At 75.8% G+C, this 18,098-nt stretch carries 16 protein-coding genes; 6 read left to right on the forward strand and 10 right to left on the reverse strand.

The window, feature by feature from the left end; genetic code table 11:
* Positions 1-47 precede the first annotated feature (47 nt).
* Genes queC through LUW87_RS08350 form a run of 3 tightly spaced genes read right to left on the reverse strand, consistent with a single transcriptional unit; the run spans position 48 to position 3,867 of the window.
* Positions 48-806 carry a 7-cyano-7-deazaguanine synthase QueC gene (gene queC, locus LUW87_RS08340; protein ID WP_232670678.1) on the reverse strand — a complete coding sequence of 253 codons (759 nt, stop codon included), beginning with the start codon at positions 804-806 and terminating at the stop codon, positions 48-50.
* On the reverse strand, positions 803-2,329 hold the full coding sequence (locus tag LUW87_RS08345) for a carboxylesterase/lipase family protein (protein ID WP_232670679.1): 1,527 nt from the start codon (positions 2,327-2,329) through the stop codon (positions 803-805). The genes queC and LUW87_RS08345 overlap by 4 nt, the downstream gene beginning before the upstream one ends.
* Before the next feature lie 11 nt (positions 2,330-2,340).
* Positions 2,341-3,867, reverse strand: a complete 1,527-nt coding sequence (locus LUW87_RS08350) for a hypothetical protein (protein ID WP_232670680.1) — start codon at positions 3,865-3,867, stop codon at positions 2,341-2,343.
* A gap of 109 nt (positions 3,868-3,976) precedes the next feature.
* On the opposite strand from LUW87_RS08350, the gene LUW87_RS08355 reads away from it, so the two are divergent.
* Genes LUW87_RS08355 through bioD form a run of 4 tightly spaced genes read left to right on the forward strand, consistent with a single transcriptional unit; the run spans position 3,977 to position 8,602 of the window.
* Positions 3,977-5,476 (forward strand): ABC1 kinase family protein, encoded by a 1,500-nt coding sequence (locus tag LUW87_RS08355; RefSeq protein WP_232670681.1) that lies wholly within the window; start codon positions 3,977-3,979, stop codon positions 5,474-5,476.
* Entirely contained in the window at positions 5,473-6,783 is a 1,311-nt protein-coding gene (gene bioA, locus LUW87_RS08360; RefSeq protein ID WP_232670682.1) for an adenosylmethionine--8-amino-7-oxononanoate transaminase, read from the forward strand. Before LUW87_RS08355 ends, bioA begins: the two co-directional genes overlap by 4 nt.
* Positions 6,780-7,952, forward strand: coding sequence for an aminotransferase class I/II-fold pyridoxal phosphate-dependent enzyme (locus tag LUW87_RS08365; protein ID WP_232670683.1), 1,173 nt, complete (start codon positions 6,780-6,782; stop codon positions 7,950-7,952). The genes bioA and LUW87_RS08365 overlap by 4 nt, the downstream gene beginning before the upstream one ends.
* A complete protein-coding gene (bioD, locus tag LUW87_RS08370; protein ID WP_232670684.1) occupies positions 7,949-8,602 on the forward strand; it encodes an ATP-dependent dethiobiotin synthetase BioD in 654 nt (217 codons plus the stop codon). Before LUW87_RS08365 ends, bioD begins: the two co-directional genes overlap by 4 nt.
* On the opposite strand, the gene LUW87_RS08375 is transcribed toward bioD, so the two are convergent.
* Positions 8,565-8,822 (reverse strand): globin family protein, encoded by a 258-nt coding sequence (locus LUW87_RS08375; RefSeq protein ID WP_232670685.1) that lies wholly within the window; start codon positions 8,820-8,822, stop codon positions 8,565-8,567. The genes bioD and LUW87_RS08375 overlap by 38 nt on opposite strands.
* A gap of 105 nt (positions 8,823-8,927) precedes the next feature.
* Here LUW87_RS08375 and LUW87_RS08380 point away from each other — a divergent pair, with 105 nt between their 5' ends.
* The gene (locus tag LUW87_RS08380) at positions 8,928-9,872 is read left to right on the forward strand and encodes a hypothetical protein (protein WP_232670686.1); all 945 of its coding nucleotides are present in this window, start codon (positions 8,928-8,930) and stop codon (positions 9,870-9,872) included.
* Positions 9,873-9,935: 63 nt separating this feature from the next.
* Here the strand turns inward: LUW87_RS08380 and LUW87_RS08385 are convergent, their stop codons facing one another.
* Positions 9,936-10,889 (reverse strand): Swt1 family HEPN domain-containing protein, encoded by a 954-nt coding sequence (locus LUW87_RS08385; protein ID WP_232670687.1) that lies wholly within the window; start codon positions 10,887-10,889, stop codon positions 9,936-9,938.
* 144 nt (positions 10,890-11,033) lie between these two features.
* Here LUW87_RS08385 and LUW87_RS19175 point away from each other — a divergent pair, with 144 nt between their 5' ends.
* Positions 11,034-11,939: a B12-binding domain-containing protein gene (locus tag LUW87_RS19175; RefSeq protein ID WP_232670688.1), complete on the forward strand. Its 906-nt coding sequence runs from the start codon at positions 11,034-11,036 to the stop codon at positions 11,937-11,939.
* Between the two features lie 33 nt (positions 11,940-11,972).
* Here LUW87_RS19175 and LUW87_RS08395 read toward each other — a convergent pair whose 3' ends face one another.
* From LUW87_RS08395 to LUW87_RS08415, 5 genes are read right to left on the reverse strand one after another with little or no spacing between them, the layout of a single operon-like run.
* Positions 11,973-12,965, reverse strand: a complete 993-nt coding sequence (locus tag LUW87_RS08395) for a 2-hydroxyacid dehydrogenase (RefSeq protein ID WP_232670689.1) — start codon at positions 12,963-12,965, stop codon at positions 11,973-11,975.
* A gap of 47 nt (positions 12,966-13,012) precedes the next feature.
* Positions 13,013-13,990 (reverse strand): ECF transporter S component, encoded by a 978-nt coding sequence (locus LUW87_RS08400; protein ID WP_232670690.1) that lies wholly within the window; start codon positions 13,988-13,990, stop codon positions 13,013-13,015.
* Positions 13,987-15,615: an ABC transporter ATP-binding protein gene (locus LUW87_RS08405; protein WP_232670691.1), complete on the reverse strand. Its 1,629-nt coding sequence runs from the start codon at positions 15,613-15,615 to the stop codon at positions 13,987-13,989. Before LUW87_RS08405 ends, LUW87_RS08400 begins: the two co-directional genes overlap by 4 nt.
* On the reverse strand, positions 15,612-16,928 hold the full coding sequence (locus LUW87_RS08410) for an energy-coupling factor transporter transmembrane component T (protein WP_232670889.1): 1,317 nt from the start codon (positions 16,926-16,928) through the stop codon (positions 15,612-15,614). The genes LUW87_RS08405 and LUW87_RS08410 overlap by 4 nt, the downstream gene beginning before the upstream one ends.
* The gene (locus LUW87_RS08415; protein ID WP_232670692.1) at positions 16,928-17,977 is read right to left on the reverse strand and encodes a hypothetical protein; all 1,050 of its coding nucleotides are present in this window, start codon (positions 17,975-17,977) and stop codon (positions 16,928-16,930) included. The genes LUW87_RS08410 and LUW87_RS08415 overlap by 1 nt, the downstream gene beginning before the upstream one ends.
* Positions 17,978-18,098: the final 121 nt, after the last annotated feature.

Raw genomic sequence — 18,098 nt, forward strand, 5'->3', positions numbered from 1 at the left:
ACGGTGGCGGCCCGGGGGCCGGCCGGGGCAGGAGGAGGCCCCCGCCCTCACGGGCGCGCTCTGTCGGCGTAGCGGGTGGGGTCGATCACGTCGGCCTCGGCGAAACCCCGGGCCCGCAGCAGGCAGGCATCGCAGTGCCCGCAGGCGGCGCCGTCGGGGGCCGGGTCGTAGCAGGTGGAGGTGGCGGCGTAGTCGACGCCGAGGGCCACGCCCCAACGGATGATCTCGGCCTTGGTGAGCTCGAGCAGCGGGGCGTGGATCACCAGCCGGTGACCCTCGACCGCGGCGCGGGTGGCCAGGTTGGCCATGGCCTCGAAGGCGGCGAGGTACTCCGGACGGCAGTCCGGGTACCCCGAGTAGTCGACGGCGTTGACGCCGATGAAGATGTCGCGCGCCCCGCGGGCCTCGGCCAGGGCGAGGGCGTGGGCCAGGAAGACGGTGTTGCGGGCAGGCACGTAGGTGACCGGGATGTCGCTGCCGTCGGGCCCGTCGCCGACGGCGGCGGCCATGGCCTCGGCGTCGACGTGCTTGGGCACGGCGATGGACTCGTCGAGCAGGGCGGAGCCACCGATGCCGCCCAGGTCGATGTCGACGACGAGGTGCTCAACCCCGGCCGCGTCGGCCACCCCCCGGGCACTGTCCAGCTCGTGGGTGTGGCGCTGGCCGTAGCGGAAGCTGAGCGCCACGGGCGTGAACCCCTCGGCCCGGGCGATGGCCAGGCAGGTGGTGGAGTCGAGTCCGCCCGAGAGCAAGACGACGGCGACGGGCGGCGGCCCCTCCGGCTCGTCGACCAGGGGGCCGGTCACAGCAGATCGGCCCAGCGGTCGAGCTCGGCCCGGCCGGGGTCGGCCAGCACCTCGGGCTGGAGGTCGAGGCGCAGCACCTCGCGCCGGCGAGGATCGAAGGCCGGCCACGCGGGCAGCCCCTCGGCCGCGGGCACGCCGGTGTGGGCGAAGGCCGTCCAGGCGTCGCGCATGCGGGCGGCGAGGGTGTGCAGCTCCGGACCGACCGATCCGCCCAGGAACAGCTCGGCCCCACCGCGGTGCAGGTTGTCGAACACGAACGGGATCTCGAGGGCGTGGCAGGACCCCATCACCCCGCCGAAGGCGGCGGTGGGCCACGTGAACAGGTACTCGTACGCGGCCACACCGGGGGCGGCGGCGCCGTGGTGGGCCTCGAGGAGGCGCACCGTGGGCACACGGAACCCGGCGTCGGTGAGCACCGCGCTCCACAGGTCGTCGGGCGTGGCCTCGGGCCGCGAGGCGGCGTAGGTGTCGTGGAACTCGTGGCCGTTGCCGGCGATGCGGTCGAGGCGCTCGAGCAGCTTGGGGTGGTCGATCCCTCCGGGCGACATGACGCGGAACAGGTTCCACTCGTCGAGGTTGGTGCCGGCCAGCAACGCCACGTCGGCCGCCGCGCCCTGGCGGATGGCGGTGAGCGGGTCGGTGGGGAGCCACTGGCCGTCGACCACGGGTTGGAACGGCATGGCCAACGCGATCCCGGAGCGCCCGGCGAGGCGGGCCGGATCGCGGAACACCCGCCGGGTGACGGCGGCCTCGACGGCGACGAGCTCCTGGGGGGTGGCCTCCAGCACGGCGGTGAGGTCGGTCGCGCCCAGCTCGGCCAGCACCGTGCCGGTGACCTCGTCGGCCACGTGGGTGGTGAACGTGTTGTGGGCCGCCCCGCTCTGGGCGATGGCCTTGTGGACCAGCCCCCGGGCGGCGGGCAGGGCCAACAGGGTCGACACGCTCATGGCCCCGGCCGACTCGCCGAAGACGGTGACATTGTCGGGATCGCCCCCGAAGGCGGCGACGTTGTCGTGCACCCAGGCCAGGGCGGCGGCCTGGTCGAGGATGCCGTTGGTGCCGCTGCTGCGGAACTCCTCGCCGAGCGCGCCCAGCCACAGGAAGCCGAGGGCGCCGAGGCGGTAGTTCACGCTCACCACCACGACGTCGCCGTGGGTGGCCAGGTGGGTGCCGTCGTACCAGGGCACCGCGGAGGAGCCGGTGACGAAGCCGCCACCGTGGACCCACACCATGACCGGCCGTCGGGCGTCGTCGCAGGCCGGGGTCTGCACGTTGAGCACCAGGCAGTCCTCGGACATGTCGAGCTCGGCGTCGCCGAGCATGGCCATGAGACCGCCCTTGTTCTGCCACGACACCGGGCCGAAGTGGCGGGCGTCGCGCACCCCGGCCCACGGCTCGGGGGGTTGCGGAGCCCGGAAGCGCCGCTCGCCGACGGGCGGGGCGGCGTAGGGCAGGCCGCGGAAGTTCCAGATGCCGTCGCGCTCGAAGCCCTCGACCTCGCCCTGGGCGGTGGTGACGATCATGGGCACCGACGCTACCGGCCGGGCTCGACCCCGCCGCCGCCGCCCGGGTCGGGCTCGGAGCCGGGACCGGGACCAGCGCTGGGCTCGGCGTCGGGGCCAGGGCCGGGGTCGGGCCCGGTGAGGCGGTCCACCCGGGCGCTGAGCTCGTCGACCTCGGCGAACAGGGCGGCCAGCGGGTCGGGCCCCTCGCCGACCCCGGCACCGCTGGCGGGAGCACGCCCGGCACCGCTGGCGCGAGCCGCGCTCGGCTCGGCGGCCCGGTCCCGACCTCCCCGCCGACGCCGGCGCCGCGCCAGCACCACGACCGCCACCAGCGCCACGACCACCAGCGCCACGAGCGCGATCAGCACCGTGCTGGTCGCCGTCGCCTCGCGCACGGCGCCGGTCTCGGCGTCCGCGTCGGGGGCGGCCGCCACCAGCGCCGTGTCGAACCAGGCCATGGTGCCCACCACGCCGGCCGCCTGCAGCGCCCGACCGTCGTCGAGGGCCACGGTGCGGGTGACCCCGACGGCGGTCGTGGCCCGTTCCAGCACCGGCCCGCCCAAGGCCACGTCGAGCGCCTCGACGTCGAAGGTGACCGTCGCCGGTGCTCCCGGGTCCGTGGGCGACGGTCCGGACACCAACCACGGCGAGGTCCCCGGCTCGGCCACCACCACCTCGCCGTCGGCCGGCACCAGGCGCACCTCGCCGGTGCCTCGGTCGATCTCGACGCGGTCGGTGCGGGCCCCGCCGTCGTCGCTGTCGCGGGTGACCAGTACCGTGTCGACGACGCCGGCCACCCCCACGCCGCCCACGTCGAGAGGTACGGGATCGGTGGTGACGACCTCGAGCCCCCGCCCCACCACGGCGAGCGTGGGCCGGGGGCCCGGCAGGCTCACGGGGCCGGCGTCGCCGTCGGCGACCACCGCAGCCACCGGGGCCACCCCGAGCGCCGGCCCCGGGCGGGTGCCGAGCAGGTCCACCAGCGCGAACCACGAGCTGGTCGAGGTGACGGACGCGCCGTCGACGGTGGCCTCGACCTGCACCCACACGACGGCGTCGGCCCCCGCCTCGTCGAGGGGCACCTCCACGGTGACGCGCCCGCCGTCGCCCACCGCCACGGTGCCCGGACCGAGCTCGTCCCAGCGGACGCCGTCGCCGCGCTCCACCAGACCCGACACGGTCTGGTCCACCGCCACCGCCGAGACCCGGGTGCGGACGCCGAGAGGGTCGCCCACCGACACCGACACCCGCCACGGAGGCCCCCCGGGGCCTGCCGCCGAGGCCAGGTCCACCACCACCGAGGCCTGCGAGCCGTCCGCCGGCGGGGCCGGATCGATCCAGAAGCGGGAGACGGCGACCTCGGGCGGGGCGGCGGGGTCCGTCGTGACCGGCGCCCAGCGCTCGGCCCCCACCCCCGAGGGCTCCTGGGCCCCCACCGGGACCGGACCCGGGCCGACGCCGGCCCCGCCCACCCCGACGAGCACGATCGCCACCACCACGGCCCGGACCACGCGGGCCGCGAACCGTCTCCCGGGCTCGACGGCGGACGCGGACATGCGATGAGTCTGCCAGCCACCGCCCGGCGCGCCGACCCCTCGGCGGCCGCCTCCGACGTGCGGGTCGCGGTGTGGGCTCACTCCCTCCCGGCCCGTAGGCTGCCCGCCCGTGACCCGTCGCTCGTTGCTGCCCATCGCCGTGATCGGCGGCGTGGCGCTCGGCGCGCTCGGCGCCCTCGTCGCCACCCGAGCGGGCCGGCCGTCGCGCTCCGCAGGCGGGCGCCGCGGCCACCGCACGGCCCGCAACCTGCGCCTGGCCACCCTGGGGGCCCGCACCGGTGGTTCCTACGCCACCCACCGGGCCCGCCGGCTCTTCGCCGACGCCGAAGAGCGCCGCCAGCTCGACACCGCCTTCGAGCTCAAGACCGCCGAGCAGGTCACCGAAGCGCTGGGCCACATGAAGGGCGCCCTCATGAAGCTGGGCCAGATGGCCAGCTACCTCGACCAGGGCCTGCCCGAGCACGTACGCACCGCGCTGGCCGACCTCCAGCACCACGCCCCACCGATGAGCGCCGAGCTCGCTGCCGGCATGGTCCGCGACGAGCTGGGCGCCTCCCCCGAGGAGCTCTTCGCCGAGTGGGACCCGGTGCCCATCGCCTCGGCGTCCATCGGCCAGGTCCACCGGGCCATCACCCGCGACGGCCGGGCCGTGGCGGTGAAGGTGCAGTACCCGGGGGTGGCCGACGCGGTGGCCGCCGACCTCGACAACGCCGGGCTCATCTTCGCCGGCCTCGGCCAGGTCTTCGCCGGGCTCGACCACGAGTCGCTGGTGGGCGAGCTGCGCGAGCGGCTGCTCGAGGAGCTCGACTACGAGATCGAGGCCACCAACCAGACCCTCTTCGCCGAGGCCTACGCCGGCCATCCCACCATCCACGTGCCGGCCGTGCTCCCCGAGCTGTCGAGCCGGCGGGTGCTGGTGACCGAGATGGCCGAGGGCGTGCGCTGGGACGAGCTGCTCACGTGGAGCCAGCAGGAGAAGGACCTGGCCGCCGAGACCCTGTACCGCTTCGCCTTCGGCAGCCTCTACCGGCTGGCCGCCTTCAACGGCGACCCCCACCCCGGCAACTACCTCTTCCGTCCGGGAGGGCGCGTCACCTTCCTCGACTTCGGCCTCGTGAAGCACTTCACCCCCGAGGAGCTGGCCGACTTCGCCGAGATGATCCGCCACATCGTGGTCGATCCCGACCCGGCCGCCTTCCGGGCCTCCGTCGAGCGCATCGGCCTGCTGCCCGCCGGTCTGCCCGTCACCGACGAAGAGGTGCTCGACTACCTGGGGCACTTCTACGAGTTCGTGGCCGAGGACGGCGTCTACCAGATCACCCCGGCGTACGCCTCGGAGACGGTGCGCCGCTTCTTCGACACCTCGGGGCCCTACGCGGTGATGCAGAAGGCGGCCAACCTGCCGCCCAGCTTCGTGGTGATCCAGCGCATCAGCCTCGGGCTGTACGCCTTGTTCGGCGACCTGCGGGCCACCGGCAACTGGCGCCGCCTGGCCGAGGAGCTCTGGCCCTTCGTGGGGCGGCCGCCGTGCACCCCGATGGGCGAGGAGATCGACCGATGGCGTCGCGCCCGCGCCGCCGACCCCGACATGGAGGCCACCCTCGTATGACGAGCACCCACGACGACTGGGTCCACCGCGACGCCGCCGTCGTCTGGCACGGGTTCACCCAGATGTCCGCCTACGCCGACAACGCACCGATCATGGTGGAGTCGGCCGAGGGCCACGAGCTGATCGACGTCGACGGTCGCCGCTACCTCGACGCCATCTCGTCGCTGTGGGTGACCACCCTGGGCCACCGGGTGCCCGAGCTCGACCAGGCCCTGCGCGACCAGCTCGACCGGGTGGCCCACACGACCCTGCTGGGCAACGGCAACCGCGTCACCGTCGAGCTGGCCGAGGCGCTCGCCCCCCTCGTGCCGGTCGACGACCCCCACTTCCTGTTCGCCTCCGACGGCGCCGCGGCCGTGGAGCAGGCTCTCAAGATCGCCTTCCAGTACTGGACCAACCAGGGCATCGGCGACCGCACCCGCTATCTGGCGCTGGGCGGGGCGTACCACGGCGACACCATCGGGGCCATCTCCCTCGGCGCCGGTGGTTTCGGCACCGACGTCTTCGACCCGTTGCGCTTCGGGGTGCTGCGCGCCCCCGGCTACGACCGCCCCGACTGGGCCGACACCGCCGTCGCCCTGGTCGAGGCGCACGCCCACGAGCTGGCCGCCGTCGTCGTCGAGCCGCTGGTGCAGGGGGCCGCCGGCATCGAGGTCACCGACCCCGCATCGGTGCGGCGCCTGGTCGACGCCGCCCAGGCCCACGACGTGTTGGTCATCGCCGACGAGGTGGCCACCGGGTTCGGTCGCACCGGCACCTTGTTCGCCAGCGAGCAGTGCGGCATCCGGCCCGACCTGATGACCATCGGCAAGGGCCTCACCGGCGGCTACCTGGCCATGGCCGCCACCGTGGCCTCGCCCCGGGTCCACGACGCCTTCCTCGGGCCCGACCTGAGCGAGCGCACGCTCTACCACGGGCACTCCTTCTCGGGGAACGCCCTCGCCGCCGCGGTCGCCCTGCGCCACCTGCACCTCCTCGACGAGTGGGACGTGCTGGACAACGTCCGGGCCCGGGCCGACCAGCTCGGCGCCGCCCTCGACGAGCGGATCGCCCCGCTCGGGGAGGTGGAGGCCGTGCGCCGGCGCGGGCTGATGACGGGAGTGGAGCTGGCCCCACCCGGCGACGACCTGCGCTGGGGCCGCCGGGTGTGCGCCGCCGCCGTGCGCCGCGGCGTGCTCTTGCGACCCCTCGGCGACGTCGTCGTGGTCATGCCCATGCTCACCTCCACCGCCACCGAGATCGACCGCATCGTCGACGTGCTGGCCGCCGCCATCGCCGAGGTCGGCGCCGACCCGGGGCCACCGTGACCCCCGAGGCCACGACGGAACCCTGGCGCGCCTGGGTCGACACGGCCAACGACCGGGTGCGGGCCGCCGGCCAATGGCGCGCCCCCCGGGCCTTCGACGCCGCCGGCCCCGAGGGCACCCTCACCGCCACCGGCGACAGGGTCGTGTCCTTCGCCTCCAACGACTACCTGGGCCTCTCCCAGCACCCGGCAGTGGTCGGCGCCGCCCACGACGCCCTCGACCGATGGGGCGCGGGCGCCGGCGCCGCCCGCCTGATCGTCGGCTCCCGGCCCGTGCACCACGACCTCGAGGACGCCCTGGCCGAGTGGCGCGGCACCGAGGCCGCGGTGGTCTTCCCCACCGGCTTCGCCGCCAACCTGGGGGTGCTGTCCACCCTCGCCGGCCCCGGGGTGCGCATCTGCTCCGATGCGCTCAACCACGCCTCCATCATCGACGGGTGCCGTCTGGCCCGGGCCAACGGAGCCGACGTCCGGGTGTTCGCCCACCGCGACCTCGACGCCCTCGACGCTCTGCTCGCCGAGCCCGGGGCCGAGCGTCTGGTGGTGGTCACCGACACGGTCTTCTCCATGGACGGCGACGTGGCCGACGTTGACGGGCTCGTCGCCCTGTGCGATCGCCACGGGGCCCTGCTCGTCCTCGACGAGGCCCACGCCGTGCTGCAGGACCCGCCGTCCGTGCCCTCCGGTGGTCCCGTCGTGGTGCAGGTGGGCACGCTCTCCAAGACGCTCGGTGCCCTGGGCGGCTTCGTGGCCGGGCCCCGGTCGGTGGTCGACCTGCTCGTCAACCGGGCCCGCTCCTACATCTTCACCACGGCCTCGAGCCCCGCCGACACCGCGGCCGCCCTGGCGGCGGTCGGCGTGGTCACCTCGCCCGAGGGGGAGGCCCGACGCGACCGCCTGCGGACCCACGTGGCCCGGTTGCGCCCCGGCCACCCGAGCCCGGTGGTGGCGGTCCTGCTCGGCGAGGAGGCGGCCGCCCTCGATGCGGCCGCCCGACTGCTCGACGCCGGCCTGCTGGTGCCGGCCATCCGCCCTCCCACCGTCGCCCCCGGCACCAGCCGATTGCGCGTCGCCCTGTCGGCGGCCCACACCGACGACCAGCTCGACCGGCTCCTCTCCGCCCTGTCGGACCTGCCCGTCGCCACCACGGCTCCCGGGGGGCCGGCGTGAAGCTCGTCGTGGTGGTGGGCACCGGCACCGAGGTGGGCAAGACCTGGGTGTCGGCTCGCCTGCTGCGCGACCTGCGCGCCGAGGGCCACGAGGTGTCGGCCCGCAAGCCGGCGCAGTCGTTCGATCCCGACGACCGCTCCACCGACGCCCACGTGCTGGCCCGAGCCACCGGCGAGGACCCCGCTGACGTCTGCCCCCGGCACCGCTGGTACCCGGTGGCCATGGCCCCGCCGATGGCGGCCGAGGCGCTCGGGCGCCCCCGCTTCACCGTCGACGACCTGGCCGCCGAGACGATCTGGCCCGTCCCCCCGCCCGCGCTGGGTTTGGCCGAGACGGCCGGCGGGGTGCGCTCTCCCCACGCCACCGACGGCGACGCCGTCTCCTACGTGGAGGCGCTGCAGCCCGAGGTGGTGCTGGTGGTGGCCGACGCCGGTCTGGGCACCATCAACGGCACCCGCCTCACCCTCGAAGCCCTCGACCGGGGCGCCCACGTGGCCACCCCGCTGGTCTTCCTGAACCGCTTCGACGCCGCCGACGAGCTCCACCGACGCAACAAGGCCTGGCTCGACGCCCACCTCGACGTCGAGGTCATCGTGACCGTGGCGGGTCTCGTCAGATGGTTCGACCCTTGGCTTGCTCCGCAGCGATGAAGGCGACGAGGCCGTCGACGTCGCCCTCGTGCCCCTCCTCGAAGTAGGCCCGGGTCCAGGCGTCGACCTCGTCGTCGGTGAACCCGTCGCCCTTCAACCGGCCGCGGGCCTCGTTGGCCAGCAGGTGGGCCCCTTCGATGTCGACCTGGGGCAGCTCGGGGTCGGTGAGGCCTTCATCCTCGGGGCGGTCGGGCTGGATGTCGTCGCGAGACGTGGTCATCGAGGGGACTCCCATTCGAACGGGGGGGTCGCCGCACCCTGCGGCGGACCGGGCGGTCGTGGACGTACGGCTCAACCAATGGAGCCGGACAGCCGATGGACAAGCGTGCCCCATCCATCGTCCGACCGCACGCCCACGCGTGGCGGCGAGGCCGACGCCGCCGCCGCGGCCGTCCGTCGCGTCGACCAGCTGGCCACCGTCGCGACGGGCGCCGAGCACGACGAGACGTTGACGGCCCAGCTCGATGCCCGCGACCGGGCGTCGGCGGAGGACGCTCGGACCCAGGCCGAGGGCCGGAGAGCGGCGGCGGTCAAGGCGCTGGCCCACCTGCGCGGCGACGCGGGCGCCGACGAGCCGGGGGTGTCAGGTGACGCGGGCCGCGACGAGCGGGCGCCCGAGGCCGGTGGCGCCCCCGAGGCGCGCCCGACCGCCGCGGCTGACGACGGCGCCAGCCCCGGCCCCCCACCGGCGACCGAGACCGCGGAGCCCGGGCCGGCCGACACCACCGACGCCACCCACGGGGCGGTCCCCGTTCCCACCGGCGGGCCGGCCGCGGTGGTGGCCCAGGTGTTCGGAGCGGCCGCCGCCGAGCAGGGATCGCAGTCCCCGGCTCCCCCTCTGCTGGAGCTGCGGCCCTCCACGATCGGCGCCGGCGTCGACCAGCTCGGCGATCGGGTCCTCGTCTACGACGACCGGGTGGAGCACCGTGACCGCCACGGCCGCCTCCGCCGCACCATGCGCCGACGCGACGTCACCGAGGTGCTGGTCCAGCGCCGACTCACCGGCACCGTGCTCGAGCTCCACTCGCGTGCCGGCCTCCCCCTGGTGCTCAAAGGGGTCCGGCCCGACGCCGCCGACGAGGTCCGCCGCCTGCTCACCCCCACCGGGCCCGCACCCCGGGTCGACCACCGCCCCACGTTCGACGAAGGGGCGTTGTTGCACAAGTTGGTCGACCTCCACCGGGCCGGGGTGCTCGACGAGCACGAGCTGGCCGCCAAGACCGAGGTGGTCGCCCGCCTGGCCCGGGACCACCGAGACGCCGAGCACTGAGTCGCTCCGGACGGGCGGGGTGGGACGGCGTCGCTCGCCGGCCCCTGGAGGCCGCCCAGCGCCCTAACGGGGCAGCGTGGAGACCATCAGCACCAGCAACCCGAGCAGGACGATGAGCGAGCTCACCAACCACAGCCACCGTCGCCCGGCGTCGGTGTCGAGCGGGTCGACCTGGGCCAGGGCCTGGCGCGCCCGTTCGAGCTCGAGGCGCAGGTCCTCGGCCTGACGTTCGAGGTCCGACGCCGCCGCCCCTGTGTCGTCCATCTGGGACTGCACCGCGCTGGTGTCCTCCTGGGCTGCCTCGCGAGCCGACCGTTCGGTCGCCAGCTCCTGTTCGAGCTCGCGGTACTCGTCGCGCAGACCGGCCACCGCCGCGTACTGGGCCTGCAGCTCGGCCAGCTGGCGAGCCACGGCCCGGCCCCGGCCGACGGCGCTGGACGCGGCCGCTCGGGCCTCGTCGAGCTGGCGTTGCAGGTCCTCGCGCTCGTGCTGGAGCTCGGCGAGCTCGCCGAGGAGGGCCTCGGCCTCGGTGACGCCGCGCTGGCGGGCGTGACGTCGAGCCGACTGCCACCGCAGGTCCTCGGTCAGCTCCACGAGCCGATCGGCCATCGGTGAGCCGGCCCGCTCGAGCAGGTCCTCGGCCCACCGGTGCACGGCCAGGGCGTAGTCGAGGTCGAAGGGGTGCTCGGCGTCGGGGTGGGCCCAGTGGTTGCGGGCCGTGCGCAGGTCGGTGACCGTGTCCCTCGTCGACGCCCCGAGCACCGCGAGGAACACGGGACCCCACCAGCGGGCGATGACCTCGAGCTGGAAGTGCGGGTCGGTGAGCGAGACCAGGACGTCGCGTCGCTTGCCCAGCTTCGACGCCGCCATCATGATCCAGTCCTCGTCGGGGAAGGCCGCCCGCATGCGGGCGTCGACGAACGGGGCCAGACCCTCGGCCAGGGCCTCGAAGGCGATGGCCACCTCGCCACGATGGCTGGGCCCCTCGGAGGGATCGGCGGCGGGGGCGTCGGACACGAGGGCGACGGTACCGGGCCCGGGGGCGGGGCGGCGAGGCCGCCGGCGCGGCGCCGGAGCGAAAAAGGTCGTCGCCCGACGACGAGGGGCGCGCGGCCCGCCCGCTAGCGTCGGGGCGACCGACGACGGGGGAAGGGAGCACGAGTGTCCGCTGAGCGACCGTCCCCCGCTGTCACCCTTCACGAGGCCGCCGACCTCCTTGGTGTGCACTACATGACCGCCTACCGCTACGTGCGCACCGGCCGGCTCCCGGCGGCCAAGCACGGTGCCGAGTGGCGGGTCCAACGAGCCGACCTGGAGGCCTTCCGCGACGCCGCCGCCGGTCCCCGCGGGGGTGGCAACGGCCACCGCGAGGTCGGCGAGGGTCGGCCGGGCCCGGTGCCGGCCCGCGGCAGACGACGGGGCGTCAGCTACCACCACCGCCTCGAGGGGCGCCTCCTGGCGGGCGACGAGCCCGGAGCCTGGTCGATCCTCCAGGACGCCATGACCGCCGGGGTCGAACCCCACGAGATCTACCTCGAGGTGATGGCCCCGGCCATGGCCGCCATCGGCGAGGGCTGGGCGGCCGGCCGGATCAGCGTGGCCGAGGAGCACCGGGCGTCGGTGGTGATGCTGCGCCTCATCGGGCGACTGGGCCCGCGCTTCTCCCGACCGGGGCGCAAGCGCGGGTCGGTGGTGGTGGGCGCCGCCCCCGGCGACCACCACGGTGTGCCCGTGGCCCTGGCCGCCGACCTGCTGCGGGCTGAGGGGTTCACGGTGGTCGACCTCGGCGCCGACACCCCGGCGGAGTCCTTCGCCGAGGCGGCACGCGACGCCGAACGGCTCGTGGCGGTGGGCATCAACGCCACCACGCCGCGCAACGAGGCCAACATCGCTGCCACCATCGCCGACGTGCGCCGGATGCTCGGGTGCCCGATCGTGCTCGGCGGAAGCGGCCTCGACCCGGAATCGGCCCCGACGCTCGGCGCCGACGTGGTCACCCGGTCGGCACCGGAGGCGATCGCCGCCTTCAACGCGCTGGCCGAGACCCGCTCCCGCCGCCGAGCCTGAGCCCGGCACCCCGACACATCGCTCGACACCCGGTCAGGGTCCGGGGGGCACCGGTGTCACCGCCGGCCGGCCCGACAGCACCTCCACCACGTTGCGGGTGCACAGCTCCACCATGTCGGCGCGGGCCGTGGTGGTGGCCGACCCCAGGTGCGGGGCCAGCACCACGTCGCCGCGGTCGAGCAGCCCCTGATGCACCACCGGCTCGGCCTCGTAGACGTCGAGCCCGGCGCCGGCGATGCGCCCCTCGTCCAGCGCCTGCACCAGGGCGGCTTCGTCGACGAGCGGCCCACGACCGGTGTTGACCAGCACCGCGGTGGACTTCATGCGGGCCAGGGCGTCGGCGTCGACCAGGTGGTGGCTGTCGGCGTTGAGCGGGGCGTGCAGCGACACGACATCGGCGGTGGCGAACAACTCGTCGAGGCCCACGTAGGTGACGCCGAGCTGCGCCTCGACGTCGGAGGGCACCCGCCGGCGGTTGTGGTAGCAGATCTCCATCCCGAACCCGGCGGCCCGGCGGGCCACGGCCCGGCCGATGGCCCCCATGCCGACGATGCCGAGCCGGCGCCCGGCCACCGGTTGACCGACCAGCTGACGGGGCGCCCACCCCGACCAGGCACCCGACCGCACCAGCCGCTCCCCCTCGCCGAGGCGGCGGGCGGTGGCCAGCAGCAGGGCCCAGGCCAGGTCGGCGGTGGCGTCGGTGAGCACCCCCGGGGTGTTGGTGACCTCCACACCCCGGGCCCGGGCGGCCGCCACGTCGACGTTGTCGAAGCCCACCGCGTAGTTGGCGACCACCCGCAGGCGCGGGGCGGCGTCGAGCAGGGCGCCGTCGATGCGGTCGCTGAGCATGCACACCAGGGCATCGGCGTCGGCCACCGCGGCGGCCAGCTCCGCGGCGTCGAGGGGCCGGTCGTCGGAGTTGGCCGTGACGGTGAGCCCGGCCGCCTCGAGCAGGGCCGTGCCGGGCTCGGGGAGCGGTCGGGTGACGTGGACGGTGCCGGAGAGCGACGGTGCGGGGCGATCCATGCCCCCACCGTCGCGCAACCGCCGACGGTGCCGGCGCCGGCGGGCGCTCAGGGCTCGTACGGCTCGCCGGGCCGGCCGCCCGCCGAGCTGCGCCGGCCGGAGCCACCGGCGGCCGGGTCCGGGTCCGGGTCCGGGTCCGGGTCCGGGCTCGCAGGGTCGTGGGGCGCGGCGGCGAAGGTGACGGCGGCGCCGAACGCAGCTCGTCGGGAGGCCCGTCGCAGGGCGGCGAGCAGGGGCCGGCCGGCGAGCACCAGGAACCCGGCGGTGAAGGCGGCGCGGGGGAGGTCGAACCCCAGCGAGGTGGCCAGGTGGAAGGCCCAGAAGCGCGACAGGTTCTCGCCCAGCCCGGCGCCGGTCACGAAGGAGATGGCGGTGTCGCCCCCGGTGACGAAGGGCCAGAACCACAGGTTGAGGATCAGCCCGTAGACGAGCGACGCCGCCGCCGCGTAGCCGGCCAGCATCGCCACCTCGGCCCGGCCTCGCAGGGGCGGCAGGCAGCCGGCGAAGAAGCCGATCCAGGCGGCGCCGAACATCTGGAACGGCAGCCAGGGGCCCACCCCACCCGTGAGCAGGGCCGACACGAACAGCGTGAGGGCACCGAGGACGAAGCCGAACCCGCGCCCCAGCACCCGACCCGCCGGCACCAGGAGGAAGAACACCGGCTCGAACCCGGCGACCCCGCCGCTCGGGAGCCGGAGGGCGGCGCCGCAGGCGGCCAGCACCCCGAGCAGGGCGATGGCCTTGGCGTCGAGGGAGCCCTCGGACAGCTCGGCCAGCACGATGGCCAACAGCAGCGGCAGGAGGGCCACGAAGAGCCAGGGCGCGTCGGCGCTGTGGGCGGTGCCGGCCGTCCCCGACGGGGCGGTGAGCAGCGGCCAGGTGAAGGCCACCAGGCCCAGCAGCGAAGCCGCCACCAACAGCGTCCAGGACCGCCAGCCGAGGCGCACGGCCTGCACCCGGCCGGGATGGCCGGTCGGCGCGGTCGTGGTCGGGATCGTGGTCGCGGTCGCGGTCGGTGCGCTCATGCGGGTGCTCCCGCCCCGGCGGCGAGGGCGACGGTGACCTCGCCGACGGTGAGCCACGGCTCGGGGGCCATGACCTTGGCGACCTGCGGGGCGAAGACCGGCGAGTGCACGACGACCTCGCGTGCCGGGCCGTCGGCCACCACCTCGCCGTCGGCGAGGACGATGGCCCGGTCGGCGACCTCGGCCACCACCTCGACGTCGTGGGTGGCGATCACCACGCCGTGGCCGTCGTCGGCCAGCTGGCGGATGATGGCCACCAGGCGGCCCTTGGCCGCGTAGTCGAGGCCCCGGGTGGGCTCGTCGAGCAGCACCAGCGGTGGTTCGGGAGCCATGACCACGGCCAGGGCCAGGCCGAGCCGCTGCCCCTCGGAGAGGTCGCGGGGGTGGGCGTCGTCGGCCAGGTCCGGCACCAGGCGGTCGAGCAGGGACCGGGTGGTGCCGGGAGCCAGGCCGCCGTCGCGGTCGGTGGCCCGGCACTCGGCGGCGACGGTGTCGTGGTAGAGCAGCACGCCGGCGTCCTGGGGCACCAGACCCGCCCGCCGCACCACCTCCTTGGCCGAGAGGCCGTGGGGGGCCGAGCCCTGCAGGTCGACGTCGCCCCCGTGGGGGGTGGCGAGGCCGACGAACTGCGACAGCAGCGTGGACTTGCCGGCCCCGTTGCGACCCATCAGGGCCACGACCTCTCCGGCGCGCACCTCGATCCCCACGTCGCGCAGCGCCGTCAGAGGCCCATAGCCGGCGAAGAGCCCGCGGGCGCGCACCAACGCCGCGCCGGTCTCGGGGGCGCGGACGGGAGGCGTCACCCCGGCCAGCCGGGTGCGCAGGTCGCCGGCCCGGCGGCGAGCGTCGCGCACCGACAACGGCAGCGGCGACCAACCCGCCGCCCGCCCGAGGGCCACCACCGGGGGGACCACCGGCGACAGGGCCAACTCGGCGGCCGGGGGCCCGCTGCGCACGGCGCCACCCTGGCCGGGCCCGCCGAGCACGACCACCCGGTCGGCGTACTGGACGACCCGTTCGAGGCGGTGCTCGGCGACGAGGACGGTGACCCCGAGGTCGTGGACCAGGCGGGTGAGGGCGGCCAGCACCTCCTCGGCGGCGGCGGGGTCGAGGGCGGAGGTGGGTTCGTCGAGCACCAGCACGCGGGGCCCGGCGGTCATCACCGACCCGATGGCGACGCGCTGTTGCTGTCCTCCCGAGAGGGTGGCGAGGGGACGGGCCCGCAGCTCGTGCAAGCCGAGGAGGTCGAGCACGTCCTCGACCCGGCGGCGCATGACGTCGGGCGCCACTCCCAGGTTCTCCATGGCGTGGGCCAGCTCGTCCTCGACGATGTCGGTGACGAACCCGGCGGCCGGGTCCTGGCCGACCAGGCCGACGACGTCGGCCAACTCACGCGGGGGGAAGGCCTCGGTGGTGCGCCCGGCGACGGTGACGGTGCCGGTGAGCAGCCCGCCGGAGAAGCGCGGGACCAGGCCGTTGACGGCTCGCAGGAGCGTGGACTTGCCCGACCCGGTGGGACCGATGACCAGGCACAGCTCGCCCTCGGGCACCTCGAAGGACACGTCGCGCAGCGTGGGGGACGCGGCCTCGGGATAGGTGAACGAGACACGGTCGAAGCAGATCACGGTGCCGCCTCGGCCAGCGGGCCCGGGTCGGGGAGCTGGGTCGCCGAGCTCCGATCTCCGGTGGCCGGGGTCGCGCCGGCCGGGGAGGGGTCCGCGACGGCCGGCCCGAACGTGCCGCGTTCGGGCCCGCCGGAGCCAGCCGCGCCCTGGTCGGCGGCGGCGGGGTCGGCCGGGTCCGGGCGGCAGGGGGTCGTGGCGGGGGTGCGCTCGGCGGGGGGCAGGTCGTCCACGGTGGCCAGCGAGGGGGGCAGCGGGGTGAGCCAGGCGGGCAGCAGGCCGGCGAGCAGGCCGAGCGCGGCGAGCACCGGCAGCGTGGGCCACTCGAGGGGCTGCACGCTCGGTTCGAGGTCGGCGCCGGCCCGACCGGCCGCCACGACGCCGAGCACCATGATCAGCCCGGAGGCCGCGGTGGCCCACTCGGGGCCCGCCCACGGATCGGGGCGATACCGCGTGCGGGCCGAACGACGGCTGCCCGCCACGAGGGCGGCGGCCAACGAGGCCATGCCGACGGCGAGGGCGGGCACGCCGAGCACGAACGGCGTCGACGGGTCGAGCACCCCGTAGGACCCGACGGCGGCCAGGAGCAGGCCCGCCAGGGTGAGCGTGGCGGCCACCCGGCGAGCACCGACCGAGGCATCGCCCCGGCGTCCGTAGCCTCGGGCGTCCATGGAGGCGGCCAGGGCGATGGAGCGCTCGAGCGCCCCCTCGAGCACCGGCAGGGCCACGTCGCGCAGCACGGTCAGGCCCCGGCCGCCGCGACCACGCAGGCGCCGGGCGTCGCGGACCTGTCGGGCGGAGACGACCGCCTGGGGGGCGGTGGTGAGGGCGACCGAGACGGCCACGCCGGCCTCGTAGAGCACCGAGGGCAGGCTGCGCAGCAGGCGATAGGGGCTGCACAGCGAGGAGGCGGCGGCGAAGCAGGCGATGACCACGGCCAGCCGAAAGCCCTGGTAGAAGGCGCCGACCAGGGCTTCGAGGGTGACCTCTCCCCCGAGGCTCACCCCGCCAGCCCAGGCGGGCAGGTCGACGGACGGGACGGCGAACAACGTCGTGCCGGGGAGGCGGTTCCCGAACAGGATCTGGAAGGCCAGCCGGATGACGATGACCAGCACACCGAGGCGCAGGGCGGCCGAGAAGGTGCGCGCCCACGGAGCGTCGCTGCGGCGGCTCACGACCACGAAGGCCACGACCGCCAGCAACAGGCCGAGCAGCAGCGGGTTGGTGGTGCGCAGCGCGGTGACCGCACCGCAGGCGGCCCACAGCCACCAGGCACCGGGGTGCACGAAGCGCCGGTCGGTGCGGGCGCGGACCATCACCGGCGCGACCGGGCCCTCACGACGCCCGCCCCACCGATGACAGCGATGAGCACGACCGCGATCAGCACGCCGATCCCGGCCCCGAGGCCGCCGGAGCCGGCCGACGAGGTGCCGGCGGCCAGCTCGGTGTCGGGCGGGGCGCCGTCGTCGTCGCGCGGGGTCGTCGTCGTGGTCTCGTCGGACCCGGCGGCCTCGTCGGCCCCGGTGTCGTCGGACGCAGTGTCGTCGTCGATCGGATCCACCACCTCACCGGTGTCGCGGTCGATGGTGGCACCGGTCTCCGGATCGATGGTCGTGACCCGCGGGCCACGCGTCGGACCGGAGGTGTCGTCGGCCGCGGAGGGCGCCGGCGGGGCCGGCCTCGGGCTGTTCGACGGCCCCGGGGACGGCGTGGGGGCGGGTGCCGGAGCCGGGGCGGGTGCCGGAGCCGGGGCGGGCGCGGGCGCCGGTGGGGGGGCCGGCAGCGGCGGGAAGAGTGCCCGGGACGGGGCGATGCGCGGCGGCGGGTTGTGCCCCCCGTCGGGCCCGCTCACGAAGCGCCACCCCTCGATGTCGCCGTCGCGCACACGGCGCACGTGGGGGTTCCCCCCGCCGTAGACCCACGACCCCGAGGTGCCCGACCAGTACGACCAGTAGAGGTAGCCGTCGCCCGAGGGGGTGCCGCACCCACTGGCGGGGTACCCGTCGAAGGCGCACAGCAGGCCGCTGTCCGCGTAGCGGGGGCGGGCCGTGCCCAGCACCGCAGCCCGATCGGCCCAGAGCTGGGCGCCGGTGGTGCCCTCGGCGACGACCAGACAGATGGCGTTGGCGGCGCTGACACCGCTGTCGACGACGACCACCACGCGGACGTGCCCGCCGGGCACCGACCCACTGCAGCGGGTGGCCGCGGCCGCGGGGGTGGCGTCCAGCCCGGCGGCCACGGTCGCGGCCGACCCGCCGAACGCCAGGGTCAGCGCCAGCAGCAGGCCGGTCGGCACCCGGCGGACGCGGCTGCGGCGGGGCGCGACGGAGACGGGCACAGCGGCGACGGCGGGGACGTGTGACACGAGGCGGATCCTGGCGACCCGGGTCGAAGGCCCCGTTCCCGGCGGTGCTGGGCACCTGTGTCCGGATCCCGGCCCCGCGACCCGCAGTCCGACGACGGGTTGATGGCGGAGCTTCCCTCGG

Origin of the sequence: Rhabdothermincola salaria (assembly GCF_021246445.1) — a bacterium.
Lineage (GTDB): Bacteria > Actinomycetota > Acidimicrobiia > Acidimicrobiales > Acidimicrobilacustridaceae > Rhabdothermincola_A > Rhabdothermincola_A salaria.

Bases quoted from the DNA above. Each gene is read 5' to 3' on its own strand.
- LUW87_RS08400 (WP_232670690.1), bottom strand. From the start codon at position 13,990: ATGAGCGCACCGACCGCGACCGCGACCACGATCCCGACCACGACCGCG.
- LUW87_RS08395 (WP_232670689.1), bottom strand. From the start codon at position 12,965: ATGGATCGCCCCGCACCGTCGCTCTCCGGCACCGTCCACGTCACCCGA.
- LUW87_RS08410 (WP_232670889.1), bottom strand. From the start codon at position 16,928: ATGGTCCGCGCCCGCACCGACCGGCGCTTCGTGCACCCCGGTGCCTGG.
- LUW87_RS08375 (WP_232670685.1), bottom strand. From the start codon at position 8,822: ATGACCACGTCTCGCGACGACATCCAGCCCGACCGCCCCGAGGATGAA.
- LUW87_RS08345 (WP_232670679.1), bottom strand. From the start codon at position 2,329: ATGATCGTCACCACCGCCCAGGGCGAGGTCGAGGGCTTCGAGCGCGAC.
- bioA (WP_232670682.1), top strand. From the start codon at position 5,473: ATGACGAGCACCCACGACGACTGGGTCCACCGCGACGCCGCCGTCGTC.
- LUW87_RS08350 (WP_232670680.1), bottom strand. From the start codon at position 3,867: ATGTCCGCGTCCGCCGTCGAGCCCGGGAGACGGTTCGCGGCCCGCGTG.